This window comes from Citrobacter sp. RHBSTW-00524 (genome assembly GCF_013747755.1).
Classification (GTDB): Bacteria; Pseudomonadota; Gammaproteobacteria; order Enterobacterales; family Enterobacteriaceae; genus Citrobacter; species Citrobacter braakii.
Genome location: NZ_CP056421.1, coordinates 3,568,702 through 3,590,088, shown reverse-complemented (window position 1 = coordinate 3,590,088; position 21,387 = coordinate 3,568,702). Strand labels below are relative to the sequence as shown.

The 21,387-nt window shown below is 54.1% G+C and carries 20 protein-coding genes; 10 read left to right on the top strand and 10 right to left on the bottom strand.

Going from position 1 to position 21,387, the window contains the following annotated elements; translation table 11 throughout:
* Nucleotides 1-4: 4 nt before the first annotated feature.
* Together pcp and nei are read left to right on the top strand one after the other, a co-directional pair.
* Nucleotides 5-649 carry a pyroglutamyl-peptidase I gene (gene pcp, locus HV229_RS17430; RefSeq protein WP_181546007.1) on the top strand — a complete coding sequence of 215 codons (645 nt, stop codon included), beginning with the start codon at nucleotides 5-7 and terminating at the stop codon, nucleotides 647-649.
* A gap of 14 nt (nucleotides 650-663) precedes the next feature.
* The gene (gene nei, locus HV229_RS17425; protein WP_181546005.1) at nucleotides 664-1,455 is read left to right on the top strand and encodes an endonuclease VIII; all 792 of its coding nucleotides are present in this window, start codon (nucleotides 664-666) and stop codon (nucleotides 1,453-1,455) included.
* Here nei and HV229_RS17420 read toward each other — a convergent pair.
* On the bottom strand, nucleotides 1,452-2,498 hold the full coding sequence (locus HV229_RS17420; protein ID WP_155574061.1) for an AbrB family transcriptional regulator: 1,047 nt from the start codon (nucleotides 2,496-2,498) through the stop codon (nucleotides 1,452-1,454). The two genes, nei and HV229_RS17420, sit on opposite strands and share 4 nt — an antisense overlap.
* A gap of 174 nt (nucleotides 2,499-2,672) precedes the next feature.
* Nucleotides 2,673-3,956 (bottom strand): citrate synthase, encoded by a 1,284-nt coding sequence (locus HV229_RS17415; protein WP_016152281.1) that lies wholly within the window; start codon nucleotides 3,954-3,956, stop codon nucleotides 2,673-2,675.
* Between the two features lie 697 nt (nucleotides 3,957-4,653).
* Here HV229_RS17415 and sdhC point away from each other — a divergent pair.
* From sdhC to sucD, 8 genes are all read left to right on the top strand, one after another.
* A complete protein-coding gene (gene sdhC / locus HV229_RS17410; protein ID WP_016152282.1) occupies nucleotides 4,654-5,058 on the top strand; it encodes a succinate dehydrogenase cytochrome b556 subunit in 405 nt (134 codons plus the stop codon).
* Nucleotides 5,052-5,399, top strand: a complete 348-nt coding sequence (gene sdhD / locus HV229_RS17405; RefSeq protein ID WP_005122550.1) for a succinate dehydrogenase membrane anchor subunit — start codon at nucleotides 5,052-5,054, stop codon at nucleotides 5,397-5,399. The genes sdhC and sdhD overlap by 7 nt, the downstream gene beginning before the upstream one ends.
* Nucleotides 5,399-7,165: a succinate dehydrogenase flavoprotein subunit gene (sdhA, locus tag HV229_RS17400; RefSeq protein ID WP_003022919.1), complete on the top strand. Its 1,767-nt coding sequence runs from the start codon at nucleotides 5,399-5,401 to the stop codon at nucleotides 7,163-7,165. The genes sdhD and sdhA overlap by 1 nt, the downstream gene beginning before the upstream one ends.
* A gap of 15 nt (nucleotides 7,166-7,180) precedes the next feature.
* The gene (sdhB, locus tag HV229_RS17395) at nucleotides 7,181-7,897 is read left to right on the top strand and encodes a succinate dehydrogenase iron-sulfur subunit SdhB (RefSeq protein WP_181546003.1); all 717 of its coding nucleotides are present in this window, start codon (nucleotides 7,181-7,183) and stop codon (nucleotides 7,895-7,897) included.
* 235 nt (nucleotides 7,898-8,132) lie between these two features.
* Nucleotides 8,133-10,934 carry a 2-oxoglutarate dehydrogenase E1 component gene (gene sucA, locus HV229_RS17390; RefSeq protein WP_016152283.1) on the top strand — a complete coding sequence of 934 codons (2,802 nt, stop codon included), beginning with the start codon at nucleotides 8,133-8,135 and terminating at the stop codon, nucleotides 10,932-10,934.
* Nucleotides 10,935-10,948: 14 nt separating this feature from the next.
* Complete coding sequence (gene odhB, locus HV229_RS17385; RefSeq protein ID WP_016156001.1) at nucleotides 10,949-12,172, top strand: 2-oxoglutarate dehydrogenase complex dihydrolipoyllysine-residue succinyltransferase; 1,224 nt, start codon at nucleotides 10,949-10,951, stop codon at nucleotides 12,170-12,172.
* A gap of 90 nt (nucleotides 12,173-12,262) precedes the next feature.
* Nucleotides 12,263-13,429, top strand: a complete 1,167-nt coding sequence (sucC, locus tag HV229_RS17380) for an ADP-forming succinate--CoA ligase subunit beta (protein ID WP_003022927.1) — start codon at nucleotides 12,263-12,265, stop codon at nucleotides 13,427-13,429.
* Nucleotides 13,429-14,298: a succinate--CoA ligase subunit alpha gene (gene sucD, locus HV229_RS17375; protein ID WP_003022929.1), complete on the top strand. Its 870-nt coding sequence runs from the start codon at nucleotides 13,429-13,431 to the stop codon at nucleotides 14,296-14,298. The genes sucC and sucD overlap by 1 nt, the downstream gene beginning before the upstream one ends.
* Before the next feature lie 93 nt (nucleotides 14,299-14,391).
* Here sucD and HV229_RS17370 read toward each other — a convergent pair whose 3' ends face one another.
* The 8 genes from HV229_RS17370 to otnK are packed head-to-tail and all read right to left on the bottom strand — an operon-like array spanning nucleotide 14,392 to nucleotide 21,146.
* A complete protein-coding gene (locus HV229_RS17370) occupies nucleotides 14,392-15,045 on the bottom strand; it encodes an aspartate/glutamate racemase family protein (RefSeq protein ID WP_046274716.1) in 654 nt (217 codons plus the stop codon).
* On the bottom strand, nucleotides 15,042-15,461 hold the full coding sequence (locus tag HV229_RS17365; RefSeq protein WP_016152289.1) for a heme-binding protein: 420 nt from the start codon (nucleotides 15,459-15,461) through the stop codon (nucleotides 15,042-15,044). Before HV229_RS17365 ends, HV229_RS17370 begins: the two co-directional genes overlap by 4 nt.
* Before the next feature lie 5 nt (nucleotides 15,462-15,466).
* Nucleotides 15,467-16,813, bottom strand: coding sequence for a bile acid:sodium symporter family protein (locus tag HV229_RS17360; RefSeq protein WP_053388609.1), 1,347 nt, complete (start codon nucleotides 16,811-16,813; stop codon nucleotides 15,467-15,469).
* Nucleotides 16,814-16,834: 21 nt separating this feature from the next.
* A complete protein-coding gene (locus HV229_RS17355) occupies nucleotides 16,835-17,647 on the bottom strand; it encodes a 3-keto-5-aminohexanoate cleavage protein (protein ID WP_103929032.1) in 813 nt (270 codons plus the stop codon).
* A gap of 28 nt (nucleotides 17,648-17,675) precedes the next feature.
* On the bottom strand, nucleotides 17,676-18,452 hold the full coding sequence (locus HV229_RS17350; protein WP_016156007.1) for a TIM barrel protein: 777 nt from the start codon (nucleotides 18,450-18,452) through the stop codon (nucleotides 17,676-17,678).
* The gene (locus HV229_RS17345) at nucleotides 18,433-19,239 is read right to left on the bottom strand and encodes a DeoR/GlpR family DNA-binding transcription regulator (protein ID WP_046274719.1); all 807 of its coding nucleotides are present in this window, start codon (nucleotides 19,237-19,239) and stop codon (nucleotides 18,433-18,435) included. The genes HV229_RS17350 and HV229_RS17345 overlap by 20 nt, the downstream gene beginning before the upstream one ends.
* 9 nt (nucleotides 19,240-19,248) lie before the next feature.
* A complete protein-coding gene (locus HV229_RS17340; protein WP_016152294.1) occupies nucleotides 19,249-19,893 on the bottom strand; it encodes an aldolase in 645 nt (214 codons plus the stop codon).
* Nucleotides 19,890-21,146 (bottom strand): 3-oxo-tetronate kinase, encoded by a 1,257-nt coding sequence (gene otnK / locus HV229_RS17335; RefSeq protein WP_181546001.1) that lies wholly within the window; start codon nucleotides 21,144-21,146, stop codon nucleotides 19,890-19,892. Before otnK ends, HV229_RS17340 begins: the two co-directional genes overlap by 4 nt.
* Nucleotides 21,147-21,387: the final 241 nt, after the last annotated feature.

The following is a 21,387-nucleotide window of genomic DNA, read 5'->3' as shown; positions in this document are numbered from 1 at the left end:
CAGGATGAAAACAGTACTCATCACGGGATTTGAACCCTTTGGCGGCGAGTCAGTTAACCCTTCCTGGGAAGTGGTCTCGGGCCTCGACAATGCTATCATCGGCGGATGCCGCGTCGTTGCCCGCCAACTGCCGTGCGTCTTTGGCGAGTCTCTTGCCGTACTCAATGGTGCGATTGACGCGCTGTCGCCATCACTGGTGCTGGCGGTGGGGCAGGCGGGGGGGCGCACGGATGTCACCGTGGAGCGCGTGGCGATCAACGTTGACGATGCGCGTATTGCGGATAATCAGGGTCAACAGCCGGTAGATGTGCCGATTGTGGCCGATGGTCCGGCGGCGTGGTTTAGTTCGTTGCCGATCAAAGCGATGGTTGTTGCCATGCGCAACGCGGGAATTCCGGCTTCGGTTTCCCAGACCGCGGGCACTTTCGTTTGTAACCACGTGATGTATGGCCTGCTGCATAAACTACGTGACGTTCCGGCGGTGAAGGGAGGATTTATTCATATCCCTTATTTGCCGCAACAGGCTGCACTGCACCCCGGGGCGCCAAGTATGGCAGCGGACACGGTGCGCCGGGCGCTGGAAGTTGCGATTGCCACCGCGTTGCAGGTGGAGAGTGATATCGCAGTGACGGGCGGTGCAACACATTAAAAAAGGACAGTATTATGCCTGAAGGCCCGGAGATCCGCCGCGCGGCGGATAACCTGGAGGCGGCAGTCAAAGGCAAACCCCTGACCGATGTCTGGTTTGCCTTTGAGCAGCTAAAACCGTATCAATCTCAACTGATTGGGCAGGGTGTTACCCAGCTTGAAACGCGGGGTAAAGCATTGCTGACCCATTTTTCTAATGGATTGACGCTGTACAGCCACAATCAGCTCTATGGCGTGTGGCGAGTGGTGGATACCGGCAAAATACCGCAGACTTCGCGGGTACTGCGTGTCAGGTTGCAAACACACGACAAAACTATTCTGCTCTATAGCGCCTCTGATATCGACATGCTGACGCCGGAACAGCTCGCTACCCACCCGTTCCTGCAACGGGTTGGGCCAGACGTCCTGGATTTACGTTTAACGCCCGATGACGTGAAAGCGCGTCTGTTATCCCCGCGTTTTCGCAATCGCCAGTTTTCTGGCCTGCTGTTGGACCAGGCGTTTCTGGCGGGATTAGGTAACTACCTGCGGGTAGAGATTCTCTGGCAGGTAGGGCTGACCGGGCAGCATAAAGCGTCGATGCTCGGAGATGAGCAGTTGGATGCGCTGGCGCATGCGCTGCTTGATATTCCTCGTTTGTCCTATAACACCCGCGGGCTGGTGGATGAGAACAAACATCACGGCGCGCTGTTTCGCTTTAAGGTCTTTCACCGGGATGGTGAAGCCTGTGAGCGCTGTGGCGGAATCATCGAAAAAACGACGCTCTCTTCACGACCCTTTTACTGGTGTCCAGGATGTCAGCACTAAGCGGGATGCTTTGGCGCGTGTACTGAAATAAACCGCGCCACCGCCGGGCCAGTCAATAAAATACTGAATAGCCGCAGGGTTTGCATCGCCATGATCAGCGCCATATCGGCGTGACTCCCTGCGGCAATCACCGCAACAGAATCCACGCCGCCTGGACTGGTCGCCAGATAGGCGGTAAGAAAATCTATCTGCATGTAATGCGCCAGTCCCCAGGCCATAGCGGCGCAGATCGCCATCAGTGAAAAAATGGACAAGAGGATTTGCGGTAAGGGGCGCAACGCCATTAAAAAGATCTGCTTGTCAAAGCCCAGGCCGATTTGCCAGCCGATGGCCATATAGGCAATCGCCAGCAACCATTCCGGTAGTTCGATCACCATCACGCCTCCGGCATTCAGCAATGCGCCTGCCAGCATCGGTAGCAACATGACGCCAGAGGGGATACGCAATACACGTCCGGCCGTACCGGCAACGGCGGCCAGCGCCAGGGTACTGAACAGATTGCTGCTCAGCGGCGGAAACCAGACAATTTGCTCACTGACCGTTTGGGCCTGGTCGCCCATCATCACTCGGGTGACCAGTGCCGCCGCACCAACCACCAACAGTACGCGCAGATACTGCATAAACGCCACCAGCCGGATGTCGGCACCATATTCCTGCGCCATCGCCACCATTGCCGCCGCACCGCCAGGTGATGAGCCCCATGCACCGGTGTTTCCCGGTAGGTTACTGTAGCGAACCAGCAGCCAGCCGATTACCGCGCTGCTGATAAGGGTCGCCAGCAGGATGATAATCACCATCGGCCAGTGGGCCGTAAGGGTCGTTAAGATTGAGCCCGTCAGGTTTTGGGCAATCATGCAGCCGAGAATCGCCTGCGCGCCAAGAAATGTGCAGCGGGGAGGGTGCAGTGAGATGCCGCGCATACTGAATATGATGCCGACGATCATCGAACCGAGCAGCAGCGGTCCTGGAAGGTGTATAAACAAAAAGAACAGGGAAAGAAGGAGCGATAGCAGAAACAACAGGCTCCACTGCAAAACAGGCATCCCATGCTCCTGAGTGAAATGACGGAAATCTCAGTAAATCATAGAGAAAGCATGATGAGAATAAAATAATATGCATCAAAAAAAACAGGTCGGATTCTGGCTTCAATGCCTTGTCCGACCCGGGAGAATTAATGGCTGTAAGCCGGACAGGCGCTGGCACCATCCGGCAGACAATTAACGCTTAATATCAGACTTAAAATCGCGCTTGTCGTAGCCGGTGTACAGCTGACGCGGACGAGCGATTTTCATGCCGTCGGTGTGCATTTCGTTCCAGTGTGCAATCCAGCCCACGGTACGCGCCATGGCGAAGATAACGGTGAACATGGAGGACGGAATACCCATCGCCTTCAGGATGATGCCGGAGTAGAAATCTACGTTCGGGTAGAGTTTCTTCTCGATGAAGTACGGGTCGTTGAGCGCAATGTGTTCAAGTTCCATCGCCACTTCCAGCAGATCATCTTTGGTGCCCAGTTCTTTCAGTACTTCATGGCAGGTTTCACGCATGACGGTGGCGCGCGGGTCATAGTTTTTATAAACACGGTGACCAAAGCCCATCAGGCGGAAGGAATCATTCTTGTCTTTCGCGCGGCGCACAAATTCCGGAATGTGTTTAACAGAGCTGATTTCTTCCAGCATTTTCAGCGCAGCTTCGTTTGCGCCGCCGTGTGCCGGTCCCCACAGGGAAGCAATACCGGCCGCGATGCAGGCAAACGGGTTAGCGCCAGAAGAACCGGCGGTACGAACGGTAGAGGTTGAGGCGTTCTGTTCGTGGTCAGCGTGCAGGATTAAGATACGATCCATTGCGCGTTCCAGAATCGGATTCACTTCGTATTTTTCGCACGGCGTGGAGAACATCATGTTCAGGAAGTTACCGGCGTAGGAGAGGTCATTACGCGGGTACACGAACGGCTGTCCGATGGAATATTTGTAGCACATCGCTGCCATGGTCGGCATTTTGGACAGCAGACGGAAGGCGGCGATTTCACGGTGACGCGGATTATTCACATCCAGCGAGTCGTGGTAGAACGCAGCCAGCGCCCCGGTAACACCACACATAACGGCCATCGGGTGAGAGTCGCGGCGGAAACCGTGGAACAGGCGGGTGATCTGTTCGTGGATCATGGTATGGCGAGTGACTGTGGTTTTGAACTCGTCGTACTCTTCCTGCGTCGGTTTTTCGCCGTACAGCAGGATATAACACACTTCCAGATAGTTCGACTCGGTCGCCAACTGATCAATCGGGAAGCCGCGATGCAGCAAAATACCTTCGTCACCGTCGATGAAAGTAATTTTGGATTCGCAGGATGCGGTAGAGGTGAAACCTGGGTCAAAAGTAAACATCCCTTTTGAGCCAAGACTACGAATATCAATAACATCTTGACCGAGCGTACCTTTCAGCACATCCAGTTCAATAGCAGAGTCACCATTTAGAGTGATTTTTGCTTTAGTATCAGCCATTTACGGTCTCCTTAGCGCCTTATTGCTTAAGACTGCTGGAACTCACATTTGCCTTCGTACATCAATGAACCGTTACCAGTTTGTTATTTGGCTCGCCGCTCTGCGAAAGAGGGGATAACCTGGGTACAGAGCTATGGGCGCTTGCAGGTAAAACGGTCTTTTCATGGCGAATAAACTGCAAATCAAGAACTTAGCAATCCGAATTATTAAACCTGTCTATCACTAATAACTGTCCTGACTGTATTGGTCAATACTTCCACACTGTTACATAACTAAATGTCCGGTGAAAGAGTGACCCCATAACTTTTACGCATTATATGCTTTTTCTGGTGTTGTTTGTAACAACTTTGTTTAATGATTGTCAAATTAGATGGTTAAAAATTAAAATAATGTTGTTATCGTGACCTATGTCACTGTTCGGGATAAAACCCGACAAACTATATGTAGGTTAATTGTAATGATTTTGTGAACGTCCTATACTGCCGCCAGGTCTCCGGAATACCCTGCAATCCCGAGCCAACCAGCGTTGTAACGTGTCGTTTTAGCATCTGGAAGCAGTGTTTTATATGACGCGTAGTTATAGTAAGGACGCTGTCTGACCCGCACGCAGACCGGAGGAAGGAAATCCCGTCGTCTTTCAGGCTACAGGTGTCTTCATCTTCTGTACCCGAAGTCCAAAGGGAATAATAAGAACAGCATGTGGGCGTTATTCATGATAAGAAATGTGAAAAAACAAAGACCTGTCAATCTGGATCTACAAACGATCCGGTTCCCAATCACGGCGATAGCGTCCATTCTCCATCGCGTATCCGGAGTGATCACCTTCGTGGCGGTCGGGATTCTGTTGTGGTTATTGGGTACCAGCCTTTCCTCCCCTGAAGGTTTCCTCGCGGCGTCATCCATTATGAATAACTTCTTTGTGGAGTTAATTCTGTGGGGGATCCTGATTGCGCTGGCATATCACGCCGTAATGGGCATTCGCCATCTGTTGATGGATTTTGGCTATATCGAAGAAACCCTCGAAGCAGGGACACGTTCCGCCAAAATTTGTTTCGTTATCATTGTCGTGCTTTCACTTCTCGCAGGAGTCCTCGTATGGTAAGCAACGCCTCCGCATTAGGACGCAACGGCGTACATGACTTCATTCTGGTCCGTGCTACCGCTATCGTTCTGACGTTATACATCATCTATATGGTCGGCTTCTTCGCCACCAGCGGCGAACTGACGTTTGAAGTCTGGACCGGTTTCTTCTCATCGGCATTCACCAAAGTCTTCACCCTGCTGGCTCTTTTCTCCATCTTGATTCATGCCTGGATCGGCATGTGGCAGGTGTTGACCGACTACGTTAAACCGCTGGCCGTGCGCCTGATTCTGCAACTGGCTATCGTCGTTGCGCTGGTGGTTTACGTCATTTATGGATTTGTTGTGGTGTGGGGTGTGTAATGAAACTGCCAGTCAGAGAATTTGATGCTGTTGTGATTGGTGCCGGCGGCGCAGGTATGCGCGCGGCGCTGCAAATTTCCCAGAGCGGTCAGACCTGTGCACTGCTCTCCAAAGTGTTCCCAACCCGTTCCCATACCGTATCTGCGCAAGGTGGCATCACCGTTGCGCTCGGTAATACCCATGAAGATAACTGGGAATGGCACATGTACGACACCGTCAAAGGGTCGGACTACATTGGTGACCAGGACGCTATTGAATATATGTGTAAAACCGGTCCGGAAGCGATTCTGGAGCTGGACCACATGGGGCTGCCGTTCTCTCGCCTCGATAATGGCACAATTTATCAACGTCCGTTTGGCGGCCAGTCGAAGAATTTCGGCGGCGAGCAGGCGGCACGTACCGCGGCAGCGGCAGACCGTACCGGCCATGCGCTGTTGCACACGCTGTATCAGCAGAACCTGAAAAACCATACCACCATCTTCTCCGAATGGTATGCGCTGGATCTGGTGAAAAATGCCGATGGCGCGATTGTTGGTTGTACCGCGCTGTGTATCGAAACCGGTGAAGTCGTTTACTTCAAAGCTCGCGCAACCGTGCTGGCGACCGGCGGTGCTGGCCGTATTTATCAGTCCACCACCAACGCCCACATCAACACCGGTGACGGCGTCGGTATGGCTATCCGCGCTGGCGTGCCGGTGCAGGATATGGAGATGTGGCAGTTCCACCCAACCGGTATCGCTGGCGCGGGTGTTTTGGTAACAGAAGGCTGTCGTGGTGAAGGTGGCTACCTGCTGAACAAACACGGTGAGCGCTTCATGGAGCGTTATGCCCCGAATGCGAAAGACCTGGCGGGTCGTGACGTGGTGGCGCGTTCCATCATGATCGAAATCCGCGAAGGTCGCGGCTGCGACGGTCCGTGGGGGCCGCACGCCAAACTGAAACTCGACCACCTGGGTAAAGAAGTGCTGGAGTCCCGTCTGCCGGGTATTCTCGAACTGTCCCGTACCTTTGCTCACGTTGACCCGGTGAAAGAGCCGATCCCGGTTATTCCAACCTGCCACTATATGATGGGCGGTATTCCGACCAAAGTCACCGGCCAGGCGCTGACCGTGAATGAGCAGGGCGAAGATGTGGTGATCCCAGGGCTGTTTGCCGTCGGTGAAATCGCCTGCGTATCGGTTCACGGTGCTAACCGTTTGGGCGGCAACTCACTGCTTGACCTGGTGGTATTTGGTCGTGCTGTGGGTCTGCATCTGCAGGAATCTATCGCAGAGCAGGGTGACCTGCTGGATGCAACCGAAGATGAAATCGACGCTTCTCTGGCGCGTCTGAATCGCTGGAACGGTAACCGTAACGGTGAAGATCCGGTGGCAATTCGTAAAGCGCTGCAAGAATGTATGCAGCATAACTTCTCGGTATTCCGCGAAGGCGATGCGATGGCGAAGGGCCTGGAAGAGCTGAAAGCGATTCGCGAACGCCTGAAAAATGCCCGTCTGGACGATACCTCCAGCGAGTTCAACACCCAGCGCGTTGAGTGTCTGGAGCTGGATAACCTGATGGAGACCGCGTACGCCACTGCAGTATCTGCAAACTTCCGTACCGAAAGCCGTGGCGCGCATAGCCGCTTCGACTTCCCGGAACGTGATGACGAAAACTGGCTGTGTCATTCCCTGTACCTGCCAGAGTCGGAATCCATGACGCGACGTCAAGTCAATATGGAACCGAAGCTGCGCCCGGCATTCCCGCCGAAGATTCGTACTTATTAATGCGGAGACAGGACAATGAAACTCGAGTTTTCAGTTTATCGCTATAACCCGGATGTTGATGACGCTCCGCGCATGCAGGATTACATCCTGGAGGCGGAAGAAGGGCGCGACATGATGCTGCTGGATGCGTTGATGCAGCTGAAAGAAAAAGATCCGTCGTTGTCGTTTCGTCGCTCATGCCGTGAAGGGGTCTGCGGCTCCGACGGTCTGAACATGAACGGCAAAAATGGACTGGCCTGTATCACACCTATTTCTGCGCTGAATCAGCCGGGCAAGAAAATTGTCATTCGCCCGCTGCCAGGTTTACCGGTTGTGCGCGATTTGGTGGTAGACATGGGGCAATTCTACGCACAGTATGAGAAGATTAAGCCTTACTTGTTGAATAATGGGAAAAATCCTCCGGCTCGTGAGCATTTACAAATGCCAGAGCAGCGTGAGAAGCTCGATGGGCTGTATGAATGTATTTTGTGTGCATGCTGCTCAACGTCCTGCCCATCATTCTGGTGGAACCCGGACAAGTTTATTGGCCCGGCAGGCCTGTTGGCCGCGTATCGCTTCTTAATTGATAGCCGCGATACCGAGACCGACAGCCGTCTGGAAGGTTTAAGTGACGCTTTCAGCGTATTCCGCTGTCATAGCATCATGAACTGCGTCAGCGTATGTCCTAAAGGGCTGAATCCGACGCGCGCCATCGGTCATATTAAGTCGATGCTGCTCAAACGTAGTGCATAAGTAATTGTAGTTGCCGGGGAAGAGATTCCCCGGCCGTGCAGGGAAACCTCTAAAAACTGCCACATTGATAGCAATAATCGCAGCCTGAACGACGACGATTATTAGACAGTTTTTAAAGGTTCCTTAGCGGACGCAGATGACACGACAGTCCGCAACAAGTGAACCCCGGCACGCACATCGGTGTGCGTGGTAGTATCCACGGCGAAATAAGCATACAAATGCTTAAGGGATCACGATGCAGAACAGCGCTTTGAAAGCCTGGTTGGACTCTTCTTACCTCTCTGGTTCTAACCAGAGCTGGATAGAACAGCTCTATGAAGACTTCTTAACCGACCCTGACTCGGTAGATGCTAACTGGCGTTCGACGTTCCAGCAGTTACCTGGTACCGGAGTCAAACCGGATCAACTCCACTCAAAAACACGTGATTATTTCCGTCGACAGGCGTTGATTACCCCACGTTACTCTTCTTCTATTTCCGACCCTGATGCCAATGTGAAGCAGGTTAAAGTCCTGCAGCTCATTAACGCCTATCGTTTCCGCGGTCATCAGCATGCGAATCTCGATCCGCTGGGACTGTGGCAGCAAGAAAATGTGGCCGATCTGGATCCCTCCTTCCACGATCTGACCGATGCGGATTTCCAGGAAAGCTTTAACGTGGGTTCTTTTGCCGGTGGCAAAGACACGATGAAGCTGAGCGACCTGGTTGTCGCGCTGAAACAAACCTACTGCGGCCCGATTGGCGCCGAGTATATGCACATCACCAGCACCGAAGAAAAACGCTGGCTTCAGCAGCGTATCGAGTCTGGTCGTACTGCGTTCAGTAGTGAAGAGAAGAAACGCTTCCTCAGCGAACTGACCGCAGCGGAAGGTCTGGAACGCTACCTGGGCGCGAAATTCCCGGGCGCGAAACGCTTCTCGCTGGAAGGCGGTGATGCGTTAATCCCAATGCTCAAAGAGATGATCCGCCACGCCGGTAACAGCGGTACCCGTGAAGTGGTACTGGGTATGGCGCACCGTGGTCGTCTGAACGTCCTGGTTAACGTGCTGGGTAAAAAGCCGCAGGATCTATTCGACGAATTTGCGGGCAAACATAAAGAACACCTCGGCACCGGTGACGTGAAGTACCACATGGGCTTCTCATCAGATATCGAAACCGAAGGCGGTCTGGTGCATCTGGCGCTGGCGTTTAACCCGTCGCACCTGGAAATCGTTAGCCCGGTGGTTATCGGTTCCGTACGTGCACGCTTGGATCGTCTGGACGAGCCGAGCAGCAATAAAGTGCTGCCAATCACTATTCATGGTGATGCGGCAGTAACCGGGCAAGGCGTGGTTCAGGAAACCCTGAACATGTCGAAAGCGCGTGGTTACGAAGTGGGCGGTACCGTTCGCATCGTTATCAACAACCAGGTGGGCTTCACCACCTCTAACCCGCTAGATGCACGTTCTACACCGTACTGCACCGACATCGGTAAGATGGTTCAGGCGCCGATTTTCCACGTGAACGCGGATGACCCGGAAGCGGTCGCTTTCGTAACGCGTCTGGCACTGGATTTCCGTAATACCTTTAAACGCGATGTCTTCATCGATCTGGTGTGCTACCGCCGTCACGGCCACAACGAAGCCGACGAGCCAAGCGCAACCCAGCCGCTGATGTATCAGAAAATCAAAAAGCATCCGACTCCGCGCAAAATCTACGCTGACAAGCTGGAAGCGGACAACGTCGCTACGCTGGAAGATGCGACCGAAATGGTCAATCTGTATCGTGACGCGCTGGACGCAGGCGAATGCGTGGTGAAAGAGTGGCGTCCAATGAATATGCACTCCTTCACCTGGTCGCCGTACCTCAACCACGAATGGGATGAAAACTACCCGAACAAAGTTGAGATGAAGCGTCTGCAGGAGCTGGCAAAACGCATCAGCACCGTGCCTGAAGCGGTGGAAATGCAGTCGCGTGTTGCCAAGATTTACGGCGATCGTCAGGCCATGGCCGCAGGCGAGAAGCTGTTCGACTGGGGTGGTGCAGAGAATCTGGCTTACGCCACGCTGGTTGATGAAGGTATTCCGGTACGTCTGTCGGGTGAAGACTCTGGCCGCGGAACCTTCTTCCACCGTCATGCGGTGATTCATAACCAGGCGAATGGTTCAACGTACACTCCGCTGCAGCATGTGCATAACGGGCAGGGCACGTTCCGCGTATGGGACTCCGTGCTGTCTGAAGAAGCGGTGCTGGCATTCGAGTACGGTTATGCCACGGCAGAACCGCGCACCCTGACTATCTGGGAAGCGCAGTTCGGTGACTTCGCCAACGGTGCGCAGGTGGTTATCGACCAGTTCATCTCTTCCGGCGAGCAGAAATGGGGCCGTATGTGCGGTCTGGTTATGCTGCTGCCACACGGCTATGAAGGTCAGGGCCCGGAGCACTCCTCCGCGCGTCTGGAACGTTATCTGCAACTTTGCGCTGAGCAAAACATGCAGGTTTGCGTCCCGTCTACCCCGGCACAGGTTTACCACATGCTGCGTCGTCAGGCGCTGCGCGGAATGCGTCGTCCGCTGGTAGTGATGTCACCGAAGTCGCTGCTGCGTCATCCGCTGGCGGTGTCCACGCTGGACGAACTGGCAAATGGCACTTTCCTGCCAGCCATTGGCGAAGTAGATGAACTTGATCCTAAAGGCGTGAAGCGTGTCGTGATGTGTTCTGGTAAGGTTTATTACGACCTGCTGGAGCAACGCCGCAAGAACGACCAAAAAGATGTCGCCATTGTGCGTATCGAACAGCTCTATCCGTTCCCGCATAAAGCGGTGCAGGAAGCGCTGAAACCGTTTGCTCATGTACATGATTTTGTCTGGTGCCAGGAAGAGCCGCTCAACCAGGGCGCATGGTACTGCAGCCAGCATCATTTCCGTGAAGTAATTCCATTTGGGTCAGCTCTGCGTTATGCAGGTCGCCCGGCCTCTGCCTCTCCGGCAGTAGGATATATGTCCGTTCACCAGAAGCAGCAACAAGATCTGGTTAATGACGCGCTGAACGTCGATTAAATAAAGGATAAATAATGAGTAGCGTAGATATTCTTGTTCCCGACCTGCCTGAATCCGTAGCGGATGCAACGGTTGCAACCTGGCACAAAAAACCGGGCGATGCAGTACGTCGTGATGAAGTACTGGTAGAAATCGAAACTGACAAAGTGGTACTGGAAGTACCGGCATCAGCGGACGGTATTCTTGATGCGGTTCTGGAAGATGAAGGGACAACCGTCACTTCTCGCCAGATCCTTGGTCGCCTGCGTGAAGGCAACAGCTCTGGCAAAGAGACCAGCGCCAAGTCTGAAGAGAAAGATTCTACTCCGGCACAACGCCAGCAGGCGTCTCTTGCTGAACAGAACAACGATGCCCTGAGCCCGGCGATCCGTCGCCTGCTGGGTGAGCATAATCTCGAAGCCAGCGCCATCAATGGCACCGGCGTCGGTGGTCGTATCACGCGTGAAGATGTTGAAAAGCATCTGGCCAAAGCACCGGCTGCGAAAGCAGAAGCCAAAGCGCCGGCCGCCGCGCCTGCACCACAGGCTCAACTGGGCGCTCGTGGCGAAAAACGTGTTCCGATGACCCGTCTACGCAAACGCGTAGCTGAGCGTCTGCTGGAAGCGAAAAACTCCACCGCCATGCTGACCACGTTCAACGAAGTCAACATGAAGCCAATCATGGATCTGCGTAAGCAGTACGGTGACGCGTTCGAGAAACGTCACGGTATCCGTCTGGGCTTTATGTCTTTCTACGTGAAAGCGGTTGTTGAAGCGCTGAAACGCTATCCGGAAGTGAACGCGTCCATCGACGGTGATGACGTGGTTTACCACAACTACTTTGATGTCAGCATGGCGGTCTCCACGCCGCGTGGCCTGGTCACGCCGGTCCTGCGTGATGTGGATCTGCTGGGTATGGCTGACATCGAGAAAAATATTAAAGAACTGGCAGTTAAAGGTCGCGACGGCAAGCTGACGGTCGACGATCTGACGGGCGGTAACTTCACCATCACTAACGGTGGCGTGTTCGGTTCCCTGATGTCTACCCCGATCATCAACCCACCGCAGAGCGCCATCCTGGGTATGCATGCCATCAAAGATCGTCCGATGGCAGTAGACGGCAAGGTTGAAATCCTGCCGATGATGTATCTGGCGCTGTCTTATGACCACCGTTTGATCGATGGTCGTGAGTCAGTAGGCTTCCTGGTAACCATTAAAGAGTTGCTGGAAGATCCGACGCGTCTGCTGCTGGACGTGTAGTAAATAAGAGTATCACCTGCCCCGTAGGTCTGGAGGCTTATCAGGCCTACGGGTAAAAGATAACGATTACCTGAAGGATGGACAGAACACATGAACTTACATGAATATCAGGCAAAACAACTTTTTGCCCGCTATGGCTTACCGGCACCGGTGGGTTATGCCTGTACTACTCCGCGTGAAGCTGAAGAAGCTGCATCTAAAATCGGCGCAGGCCCGTGGGTAGTGAAATGTCAGGTTCACGCTGGTGGCCGTGGTAAAGCGGGCGGTGTGAAGGTTGTGAACAGCAAAGAAGACATTCGCGCTTTTGCTGAACACTGGCTGGGTAAACGTCTGGTCACTTACCAGACAGACGCCCATGGTCAACCGGTAAATCAGATTCTGGTTGAAGCAGCGACCGACATTGGTAAAGAACTTTACCTCGGCGCAGTTGTTGACCGTAGTTCCCGTCGCGTGGTCTTCATGGCCTCTACCGAAGGCGGCGTGGAAATTGAAAAAGTGGCGGAAGAAACGCCGCACCTGATCCACAAAGTAGCGCTCGATCCGCTGGCCGGTCCGATGCCTTATCAGGGTCGTGAACTGGCGTTCAAACTGGGTCTGGAAGGTAAACAGGTTCAGCAGTTCACCAAGATCTTCATGGGTCTGGCGACTATCTTCCTTGAGCGCGATCTGGCGCTGATCGAAATCAACCCGCTGGTGGTGACCAAGCAGGGTGATCTGATCTGCCTCGACGGCAAACTGGGCGCTGACGGCAACGCGCTGTTCCGCCAGGCTGACCTGCGTGAAATGCGCGATCAGTCTCAGGAAGATCCGCGTGAAGCACAGGCTGCACAGTGGGAACTGAACTACGTCGCTCTGGACGGCAACATCGGTTGTATGGTTAACGGCGCGGGCCTGGCAATGGGCACCATGGACATCGTTAAACTGCACGGCGGCGAACCGGCTAACTTCCTCGACGTTGGCGGCGGTGCGACCAAAGAGCGTGTAACCGAAGCGTTCAAAATTATCCTCTCTGACGACAATGTTAAAGCCGTACTGGTTAACATCTTCGGCGGTATCGTACGCTGCGACCTGATCGCGGACGGTATCATCGGCGCGGTAGCAGAAGTGGGCGTTAACGTTCCGGTCGTGGTACGTCTTGAAGGTAACAACGCTGAACTCGGCGCGAAAAAATTGGCTGATAGCGGCCTGAATATTATTGCAGCGAAAAGTCTGACGGATGCAGCTCAGCAGGTTGTTGCCGCAGTGGAGGGGAAATAATGTCAGTTTTAATTAATAAAGATACCAAGGTTATCTGCCAGGGCTTCACCGGTAGCCAGGGGACATTCCACTCTGAACAAGCGATTGCTTACGGTACGCAAATGGTCGGCGGTGTTACGCCGGGCAAAGGCGGCACCACGCATCTGGGTCTGCCGGTGTTCAACACCGTACGTGAAGCGGTAGAAGCGACCGGCGCAACCGCCACCGTTATCTACGTTCCGGCTCCGTTCTGCAAAGACTCCATCCTGGAAGCTATTGATGCAGGCATCAAGCTTATCATCACCATCACTGAAGGTATCCCAACGCTGGATATGCTGACCGTGAAAGTGAAGCTGGATGAAGCTGGCGTGCGCATGATCGGCCCGAACTGCCCAGGTGTTATCACCCCTGGCGAATGTAAAATCGGCATCATGCCGGGCCATATTCACAAGCCTGGTAAAGTCGGTATCGTTTCTCGTTCCGGTACGCTGACCTATGAAGCGGTTAAGCAGACCACCGACTACGGTTTTGGTCAGTCTACCTGTGTGGGTATCGGCGGCGACCCAATCCCTGGCTCTAACTTCATCGATATCCTGAAGCTGTTCCAGGAAGATCCGCAGACCGAAGCGATCGTCATGATCGGTGAGATCGGCGGTAGCGCGGAAGAAGAAGCGGCGGCGTACATTAAAGATCATGTGACCAAGCCGGTTGTGGGTTACATCGCGGGTGTGACTGCGCCGAAAGGTAAACGTATGGGTCATGCTGGTGCGATCATCGCAGGTGGTAAAGGTACGGCGGATGAGAAATTCGCTGCGCTGGAAGCCGCTGGCGTGAAAACCGTTCGTAGCCTGGCCGATATCGGCGAAGCGCTGAAAACAGTGATTAAGTAAGAAAAAAACAGCCCTGACTCTCTGCATAGTCAAGGGCTGGTCCCATTTCGACATGGTTGGCCATCTGATGATGGCCTTTTTTTGGCCTGTAAATCAGCTTTCAGCCAGTGTTTTCAACCAGCGAATTCCGCTTTCCGGCGAGGTCATTACCGGCACCGGCGGGGAAGGGAGCTGCTGTAAAACGCGCGCCATCGAGGCTTGCGCCAGCATCACAACATCCGCCTGGGTAAAGGCGCTCTGTAACCCTTCACTGACGATACGGTCATGAGTATCCATGTCTCCCGCCAGCAGCGCGTGGAATGCCTCCTCCATTAATATAGGCGTGATGGTTCGCGATTTACCGCTCTGCTGCACTTTGCGCTGTACGTAATCCAGCGTTGGCTTCAGCGTGGTTGCCACGGTCGCCAGTACGGCGATCCGCTCACCTTTTTCAATCGCCTCTTCCACCATTGCGCAGTCAATGCGCGCGAGCTGCAGTGGGGTCATAAACTGGCATTGCTCCACCGCAGTACCTATTGAGGAGCAGGCGGTAATAAAGATATCGCAGTCCGCCTTTTCGGCAATATGTACATAATCGGCGATGCGGGCGGCAATATTGGGCGTCACGCCCTGGGCCTTCATTACCTGCTTGATCATGGATTCTTCCACCAGGTGCATGACTTCAACATCCGGCATGATGTCGGCAATCAGCTGTTGCATCATCGTAAGCGTGGCGGCACTGGTATGCAGCATGGCGACCTTTTTCATTGGGCAATCTCCTTAAGTAACGTTTCCGCGACGGCCAGCGCCGCATCATGATCTTCCTGCGCGGATAAACCGCCTACCGCGACGGCCCCAAGGCATTTTCCTTGGTGCAGAATCGGGATCCCGCCCGGCAGCGCCGTAAACAGCGGGTCGGCAAAATAACCAATATCCAGTTGCTCTTTCTGCAGTCGCTGTAAAAATGCCTGCGTGGTACAGCCCAGGCGGCTACTGGTGCGTGCTTTGCGCTGGGTTAACTCGATGGTTAACAGTTTGGCGTTATCCATCCGCGCAAAGCTGAGTAGTTCGCCATTGGCATCGCATACGGCCACGCTTAACGGGCGTTTTGCGTAACATGTTTCGGCAAGGTCGAGCGCAGAGGCCACGGCGCGCAGGGCATGCCCCAGAGTGAGAGTTGTCATCGTGATTATCCTTTTGACAGATTTTCGCAAGCGGGTTGAACGGGATCTTTGGCTGCGGCGGCCTGCGCCTGTTTGGCGTCTTTCTTGCGCCAGTAGTTCGCGAGCAGCGAGCCGCTGACGTTGCCAAGCGGAGTCATCACCGCCGAGGCCAGGCCAACCGTTGCCAGTTTGCCCATCGCTGCGGCAAGCCCGGACGCCATGCCGCCGTTTTGCAGGCCGACTTCAAAGGCTACGGTGCGGGCAGACTGTACGTCCATGCGGAAGATCCAGCGGCTCATCAGATAGCCAATCAGGAAGCCGCCGAGGTTATGCATCAACATGGCGAAGCAGAGCAGGAAGCCGACCTGCACCAGGTTCTCGCGCCCGGCTGCGGCTGCGGTGGTCGTAAAGAAAATGATCCCCATCATTGAGATAGTCGGCATGATTTTCTTCACGCCTGCCACGCGGCCATACAGCCAGTTGTAGAACAATGCCCAGACGAGACCGCCTGCCACGAAGTTGAGCACCACCGCGTACATTTGCGCGTCGGCGCTGGCGTGACCAAACAGCGCGTCCCAGCCGCCAGCAATCATATACAGCAGCCAAAGAGCGCCGATCCCGGCCAGCATCTGGACGACACGGCGTCCGCGCACGCCCGCATAGGTTTTCAGATAGTCATGCAGAATTGCCGCGCCGATGGGGATCAATACGATTTTCACCACATCCATTACCATTGCGGTGAGCTGGATATCGATCATCGACCCCGCCAGCAGATTAACCCACAGCGGCGTCATCACCGTCGCCGCCAGCGTTGAGACTGCGGCGATCGAGACCGCCAGCGCCAGGTTGGCGTTCGCGATATAGACCATGACGGTAGAGGAGAGTCCGCTTGGGCAGGCGCCAATCAGCAGAATCCCGACCGCCACCTCAGGCGGAAAGTTAAAGATAAGCGTAATGCTCAGGCCGAGCAGAGGCATGATAACGAAGTGGCAGAAGGTGCCAATAAACACCGCCCACGGCATTTTGGCGACATCAATAAAATCCTGGATCGTGAGCTTAGTGCCCATGCTAAACATGGTGGCCTGAATGACGAGGAATACGATCCATTTATGGGTGATATTGAAACCGCCCCAGACGATCAGATCCGTAGACCAGGTCATGGCGGCGACAAACCCGGCGATGATCCATAGCGTAAACTGATAGCTGCGTAGACCCGGCCAGTAGCCTGCACCGGCGGCGAATCCGGCGGTGAACATCACCAGCCCTGGCTGCCAGAGCGCCGCGGACTGGATTAGCGCGCCGATAATCGCCAGCGCCGCGCCCGCAACGCTGATGCCGAGTCCGGTTTTGTGAATAACAGTGGTCATAGTCATGTTGAAATGTCCTTGCTGTTGTTATTGCTGCCGGGATGGAATAGATAACATGTGCCGCGCAATTTCTGGCGTGGCGACTTTTTTATCCATGCTGCGAATGAGCGTGGCGAGTTTGGCAACCTGCTGGTAATTATGCTGTGCTTTTTCTTCAGCGCTTAAATAATAGCTATCCTCAAAGCCGATTCGTACTTCACTGGCCCCCATGCCGACGGCGGCGGCAATAATATCGAAGTTCTTTCTGCCAAAATGAGTAATACCCCATAAGGCATCGCGCGGGATCATGCTACGCAGAGCAATTAAAGCGTCAATGGTTGCTGGCGTACTGCCGCGATGACCGAGGACGATATTAAAGAGCATGGGTTTTTGGAGTTTTATTTTATCTTCAAGGTTCAGGATGTTATTAATCATGCCAATTTCAAAAACTTCAAACTCGGGAATGATATTGCGCTCGACTATTTGCCGGGAGCAATATTCCACGTCCGGACCGGGATTAAAGTACACCGCATCTCCGAGGTTGACGGAACCGACGTTCAGCGAAGCCATCTCTACGCCGGGGCAGGAGAGTGGCGCGCAGCGTTCGGCGATGGACATTGAAGAGACGCCGCCGGTAGATGCCTGAATAATCAGGTCTGAATGGCGCATGACGTTATCAATGGTCGCCTGAAAATCGGTGGTATCCGGCGTCAGGCGACCCTGTTTATCGCGAACGTGTAAATGCACGATGGACGCGCCATGCTCTACGCTGGCGAGTATTTCCTGCGCCAGTTCTGCGGGTATAACTCTGGGGCAATCCGCGGCAACGGGTGCCAGCGAAATAATAACAGTATCCGACATATTTTCCTCCGGTACAGAGATATTTAAATTATAGGTAAGGCGTTATCCAGTTTAATGAGTCGGGCCCTGATGTTGATGGTTGATATTCACAACCAATCCAGCCCTGGTAATTCATTTTTCTAATAAAATCGAATAGCCATGTTTCATTTAATTCACCTGTTCCCGGTTCATGGCGATAGGGGACAGAAGCAATTTGAAAATGTTTAATTAAGGTGAAGTAGCGTTCAATATTTTTTGCCACATTGCCATGAATTTTCTGACAGTGGTAAATATCAAACTGTAAACCGATATTTTTCTTGCCAACCTCTTGAATAATAGATTCGGCCAACGGAAAACTGTCAATAAAATAACCGGGCATATCCTGCGAATTTAACGGTTCAATCAGCACATCGATTTCCGCTTCAGCCATCATATCGCAGGCGATACGCAGCCGGTTGGTCAGGAGAGTGCGCTGAGCGTGAAGCGTCAGATCGTCGCAGCGCGAACCGGCCATAACGTGAACCCGACGACAGCCCAGCGCCGTGGCGTAATCACGCGCCACGTTGAGGCTATGGTGAAATTCCGGGTCTCGACCGGGCTGCGCGGCCAGTCCCCGCTCACCTTGTGCCCAGTTACCCGCCGGTGCGTTCATCAGCACCACCGGCAGGGATGTTTCCCGCTGTGCAGCGTGCAAATGCGCCAGCGGGTGCTGCCAGAGAAATAGCCCTTCAACGCCGCGAAAACCAGCCGCCTGCGCCGCCGCAAATCGCGCCGCTATTGGTAAATCTGTAAACAACCAGTCGAGGTTAGCCGCTAACTTCAGCATGGCGCGCACCCTCCCGGTTATCAACCAGATGCAGCTTAACGCCCTGGCTGGCAAGAGTTTGCTGGGCGTTTTCCGGTAACCGGTTATCAGAAATAATGTCGGTTAACTGTTCCAGCCCACAGATATGGAACATGCCGTATTTGCCAAACTTACTGCTGTCGCAGACCAGCACCCGACGCCGGGAAACGGTGAGTACCGCTTCTTTAACCGAGGCTTTCCCTTCGCTCGGCGTCGACATGCCGCGTTCGGTATCCCACGATGAGGAGCTCAGAAACGCCACGTCAATATTAATGGTGCGCAGAAAACTGGCGGCGCTTTTTCCAAGGCATGAGCGGTTACGCTGATCCACCAGACCACCGGTGTGATAGAGCGTGATGTGCGGCATATCCATCAGATAGTGGCTGATGGAAAAATCGTTGGTTACTACCGTCAGATTGAAACAGTGGCTGGCGGCGACCGCTTTCGCCACTTCAAACAACGACGTACCGGCATCCAGATACAGCGTTTGTCCGGGCTCAATGAGCATGGCGGCGAGCTGGCCCATTTTACGTTTCACGTCATGATTCAACTCGGCTTTTTCCCGCCATGGCAGCTCGGATTTCAGCAGGTTATTGAGCTTCACTCCGCCGTTAATGGCGATAACTTTGCCTTCTTCTTCCAGCAACTGGATGTCGCGACGCACGGTCATATGCGACACGCTCATCAAATCTGCCAGTTCATTAAATGAGGCGGCATTTTTTTCGTGTACGTAGCGGTAGATAAAATCACGTCGTTGCTCGGGGATCATTATGTCACCTCACGCTTGCCGGGAATGTTCAAGTTCGGCCACCGCTTCTTCTGAGAGCGGAACATAGCCAAGCGGTTTTAACGTCAGCCAGATGCGGGCGCTGTCTTCCAGTTCTTCAGCGTTAAACACCGCCTCACGCAGCGAGCGACCGCTTACTACCGGCCCGTGATTGGCCAGCAGCGCGGCCGTATGGTCTGCCGCGATTTCACTCAGTGCGCTGGCAATGCCTTCATGGCCAGGCTTGAAATAGGGCAGCAGCGGTAACTGCCCGACGCGCATCACATAGTACGGCGTTAACGGCGGCAGGCAGTTTTTCGGCGTGGTGCACGGCAGGCAGGAGAGCGCGGTCAGCCATGGAGAATGCAGGTGCACGACCGCGCCGCAGGATGGCCGATGTCGATACCACGCCAGATGCATGGGCACCTCTTTTGAGGGTTTGTCGCCGCTAAGATGAACGCCGTTGGCATCCAGCCGACTTAGCGTGGCAGGATCAAGCTCGCCCAGACAAGAGTTGGTCGGGGTCACCAGATAGCCGCCATCCGGCATTTTGACGCTAAGATTGCCGGAACCGCCGCTGCTGTAACCGCGCATAAACAGGGAACGGCCATAGTGGACGAGTAGTTCGCGCAGTTGGTGTTCACTCACCGAATTCATAATGCGTACTCCTGGGCAGTAAAAAAGAAATCGTCGTCACCAAAGTTGCCTGACTTCAGCGCCAGCGCCAGACCGGAGGAAAATACCCACGGCACGCCTGGCGCAATGGCTTTGCCGACGGACAGACGCTTCACCTGCAAGGCTTCCACAACGGTGCCGGAGGTTTCTCCGCCCGCGACGATAAAGGTGTTTACACCCGCAGTTCGTAGCTTTGTGCTCAGCCGGGCAAAAGCGTGTTCGATTGCCTGGCTGGCGACCTGTTCGCCGTGCTCCTGTTGAATACGTTTGAGTACGTCTGGCGGCTGGGTGGCGTATATCAGTGGCGCTAATGGGTCGCTGATATGCGTCATCGCCCAGGCGCTCAGTTCATCGGTGTAGCGTTCGGCATCAGACAGGCAGCGGGACACATCAAGCAAATGAGACGCTGCCGCGGCCTTGTAGCGATTAACCTGACGATTGCTCATTGCCGAACAGCTACCGGAGAACACCACCGTTTTGGCAGGCAGTGGAAAAGAGTCCGGCGGCATGGATTGCTGGCCTCCGGTACAGGCGGCCAGCGCGCCGCCGAGCCCGGAGCCCCCGGCTAACAGAGGGCTGGCATGGAGAGCTTGCGCCAGCGTGTTGAGATCTGCTTCATCCAGCGTATCGACGATAACGTGACGCGTACCTTCAGCCTGAAGTTGGGCCAGGGCGTAAGTGACCGCTTCCACACCTTGACGTAGGGTCGTGAGGTTGATGCAACCAACCGCGCCTGGCGTTTGCGCGCTCAGCAGGCGCGGCAGGCTGGCATCGTTCATTGGATTGAGCGGATGCTTTTCCATTCCGGATTCGTTAAGCAGTACACCGTGTACAAAAAGATGACCATGCACCACCGTGCGTCCGTTTTGCGGCAGAGCGGGGCAGTGGACGATCAGTGGAACCTGCAGGTCGTTCATCAATGCATCGCTGACCGGGCCAATATTGCCTGTTGGCGTGGAGTCAAACGTCGAACAATATTTAAAATAAATCTGGCGGACACCTGCATTTTGTTTCAGCCAGCGGGCACAGAACAGGGATTGGGCGACGGCCTGTTCTGCGGGTAATGAGCGGCTTTTCAGCGAGATGACGATAGCGTCAACCTCTTCATTCCAGCATTGCGCGGTATCGGGCATACCGGGCAGAAGCGCGACGCGCCACCCCTGCTGCGCCATAAAGCTTGCAATGTCCGTTGCGCCGGTAAAATCGTCGGCGATAACGCCTGTGGTGACGGCCATGGATCAACTCCGTTCAGATTGTTTGCTAATTGAACATATTATTCAGGAGGGCCTTTCACATTCACATGATGATTATCACAAATAAGCACATCATCGATTCACATTAAAAACGGGTAATTTATTGAAAATAATGAGGTTAGGTGTTGAGTGTTGCGAAAAGAGTCTCACAAGAGAGTGTGAAGATTCGTTAATCTTTGAGAAAGCGGAGTCGGCGGTGTGCTGCAGAGTATTATCGTGGTCG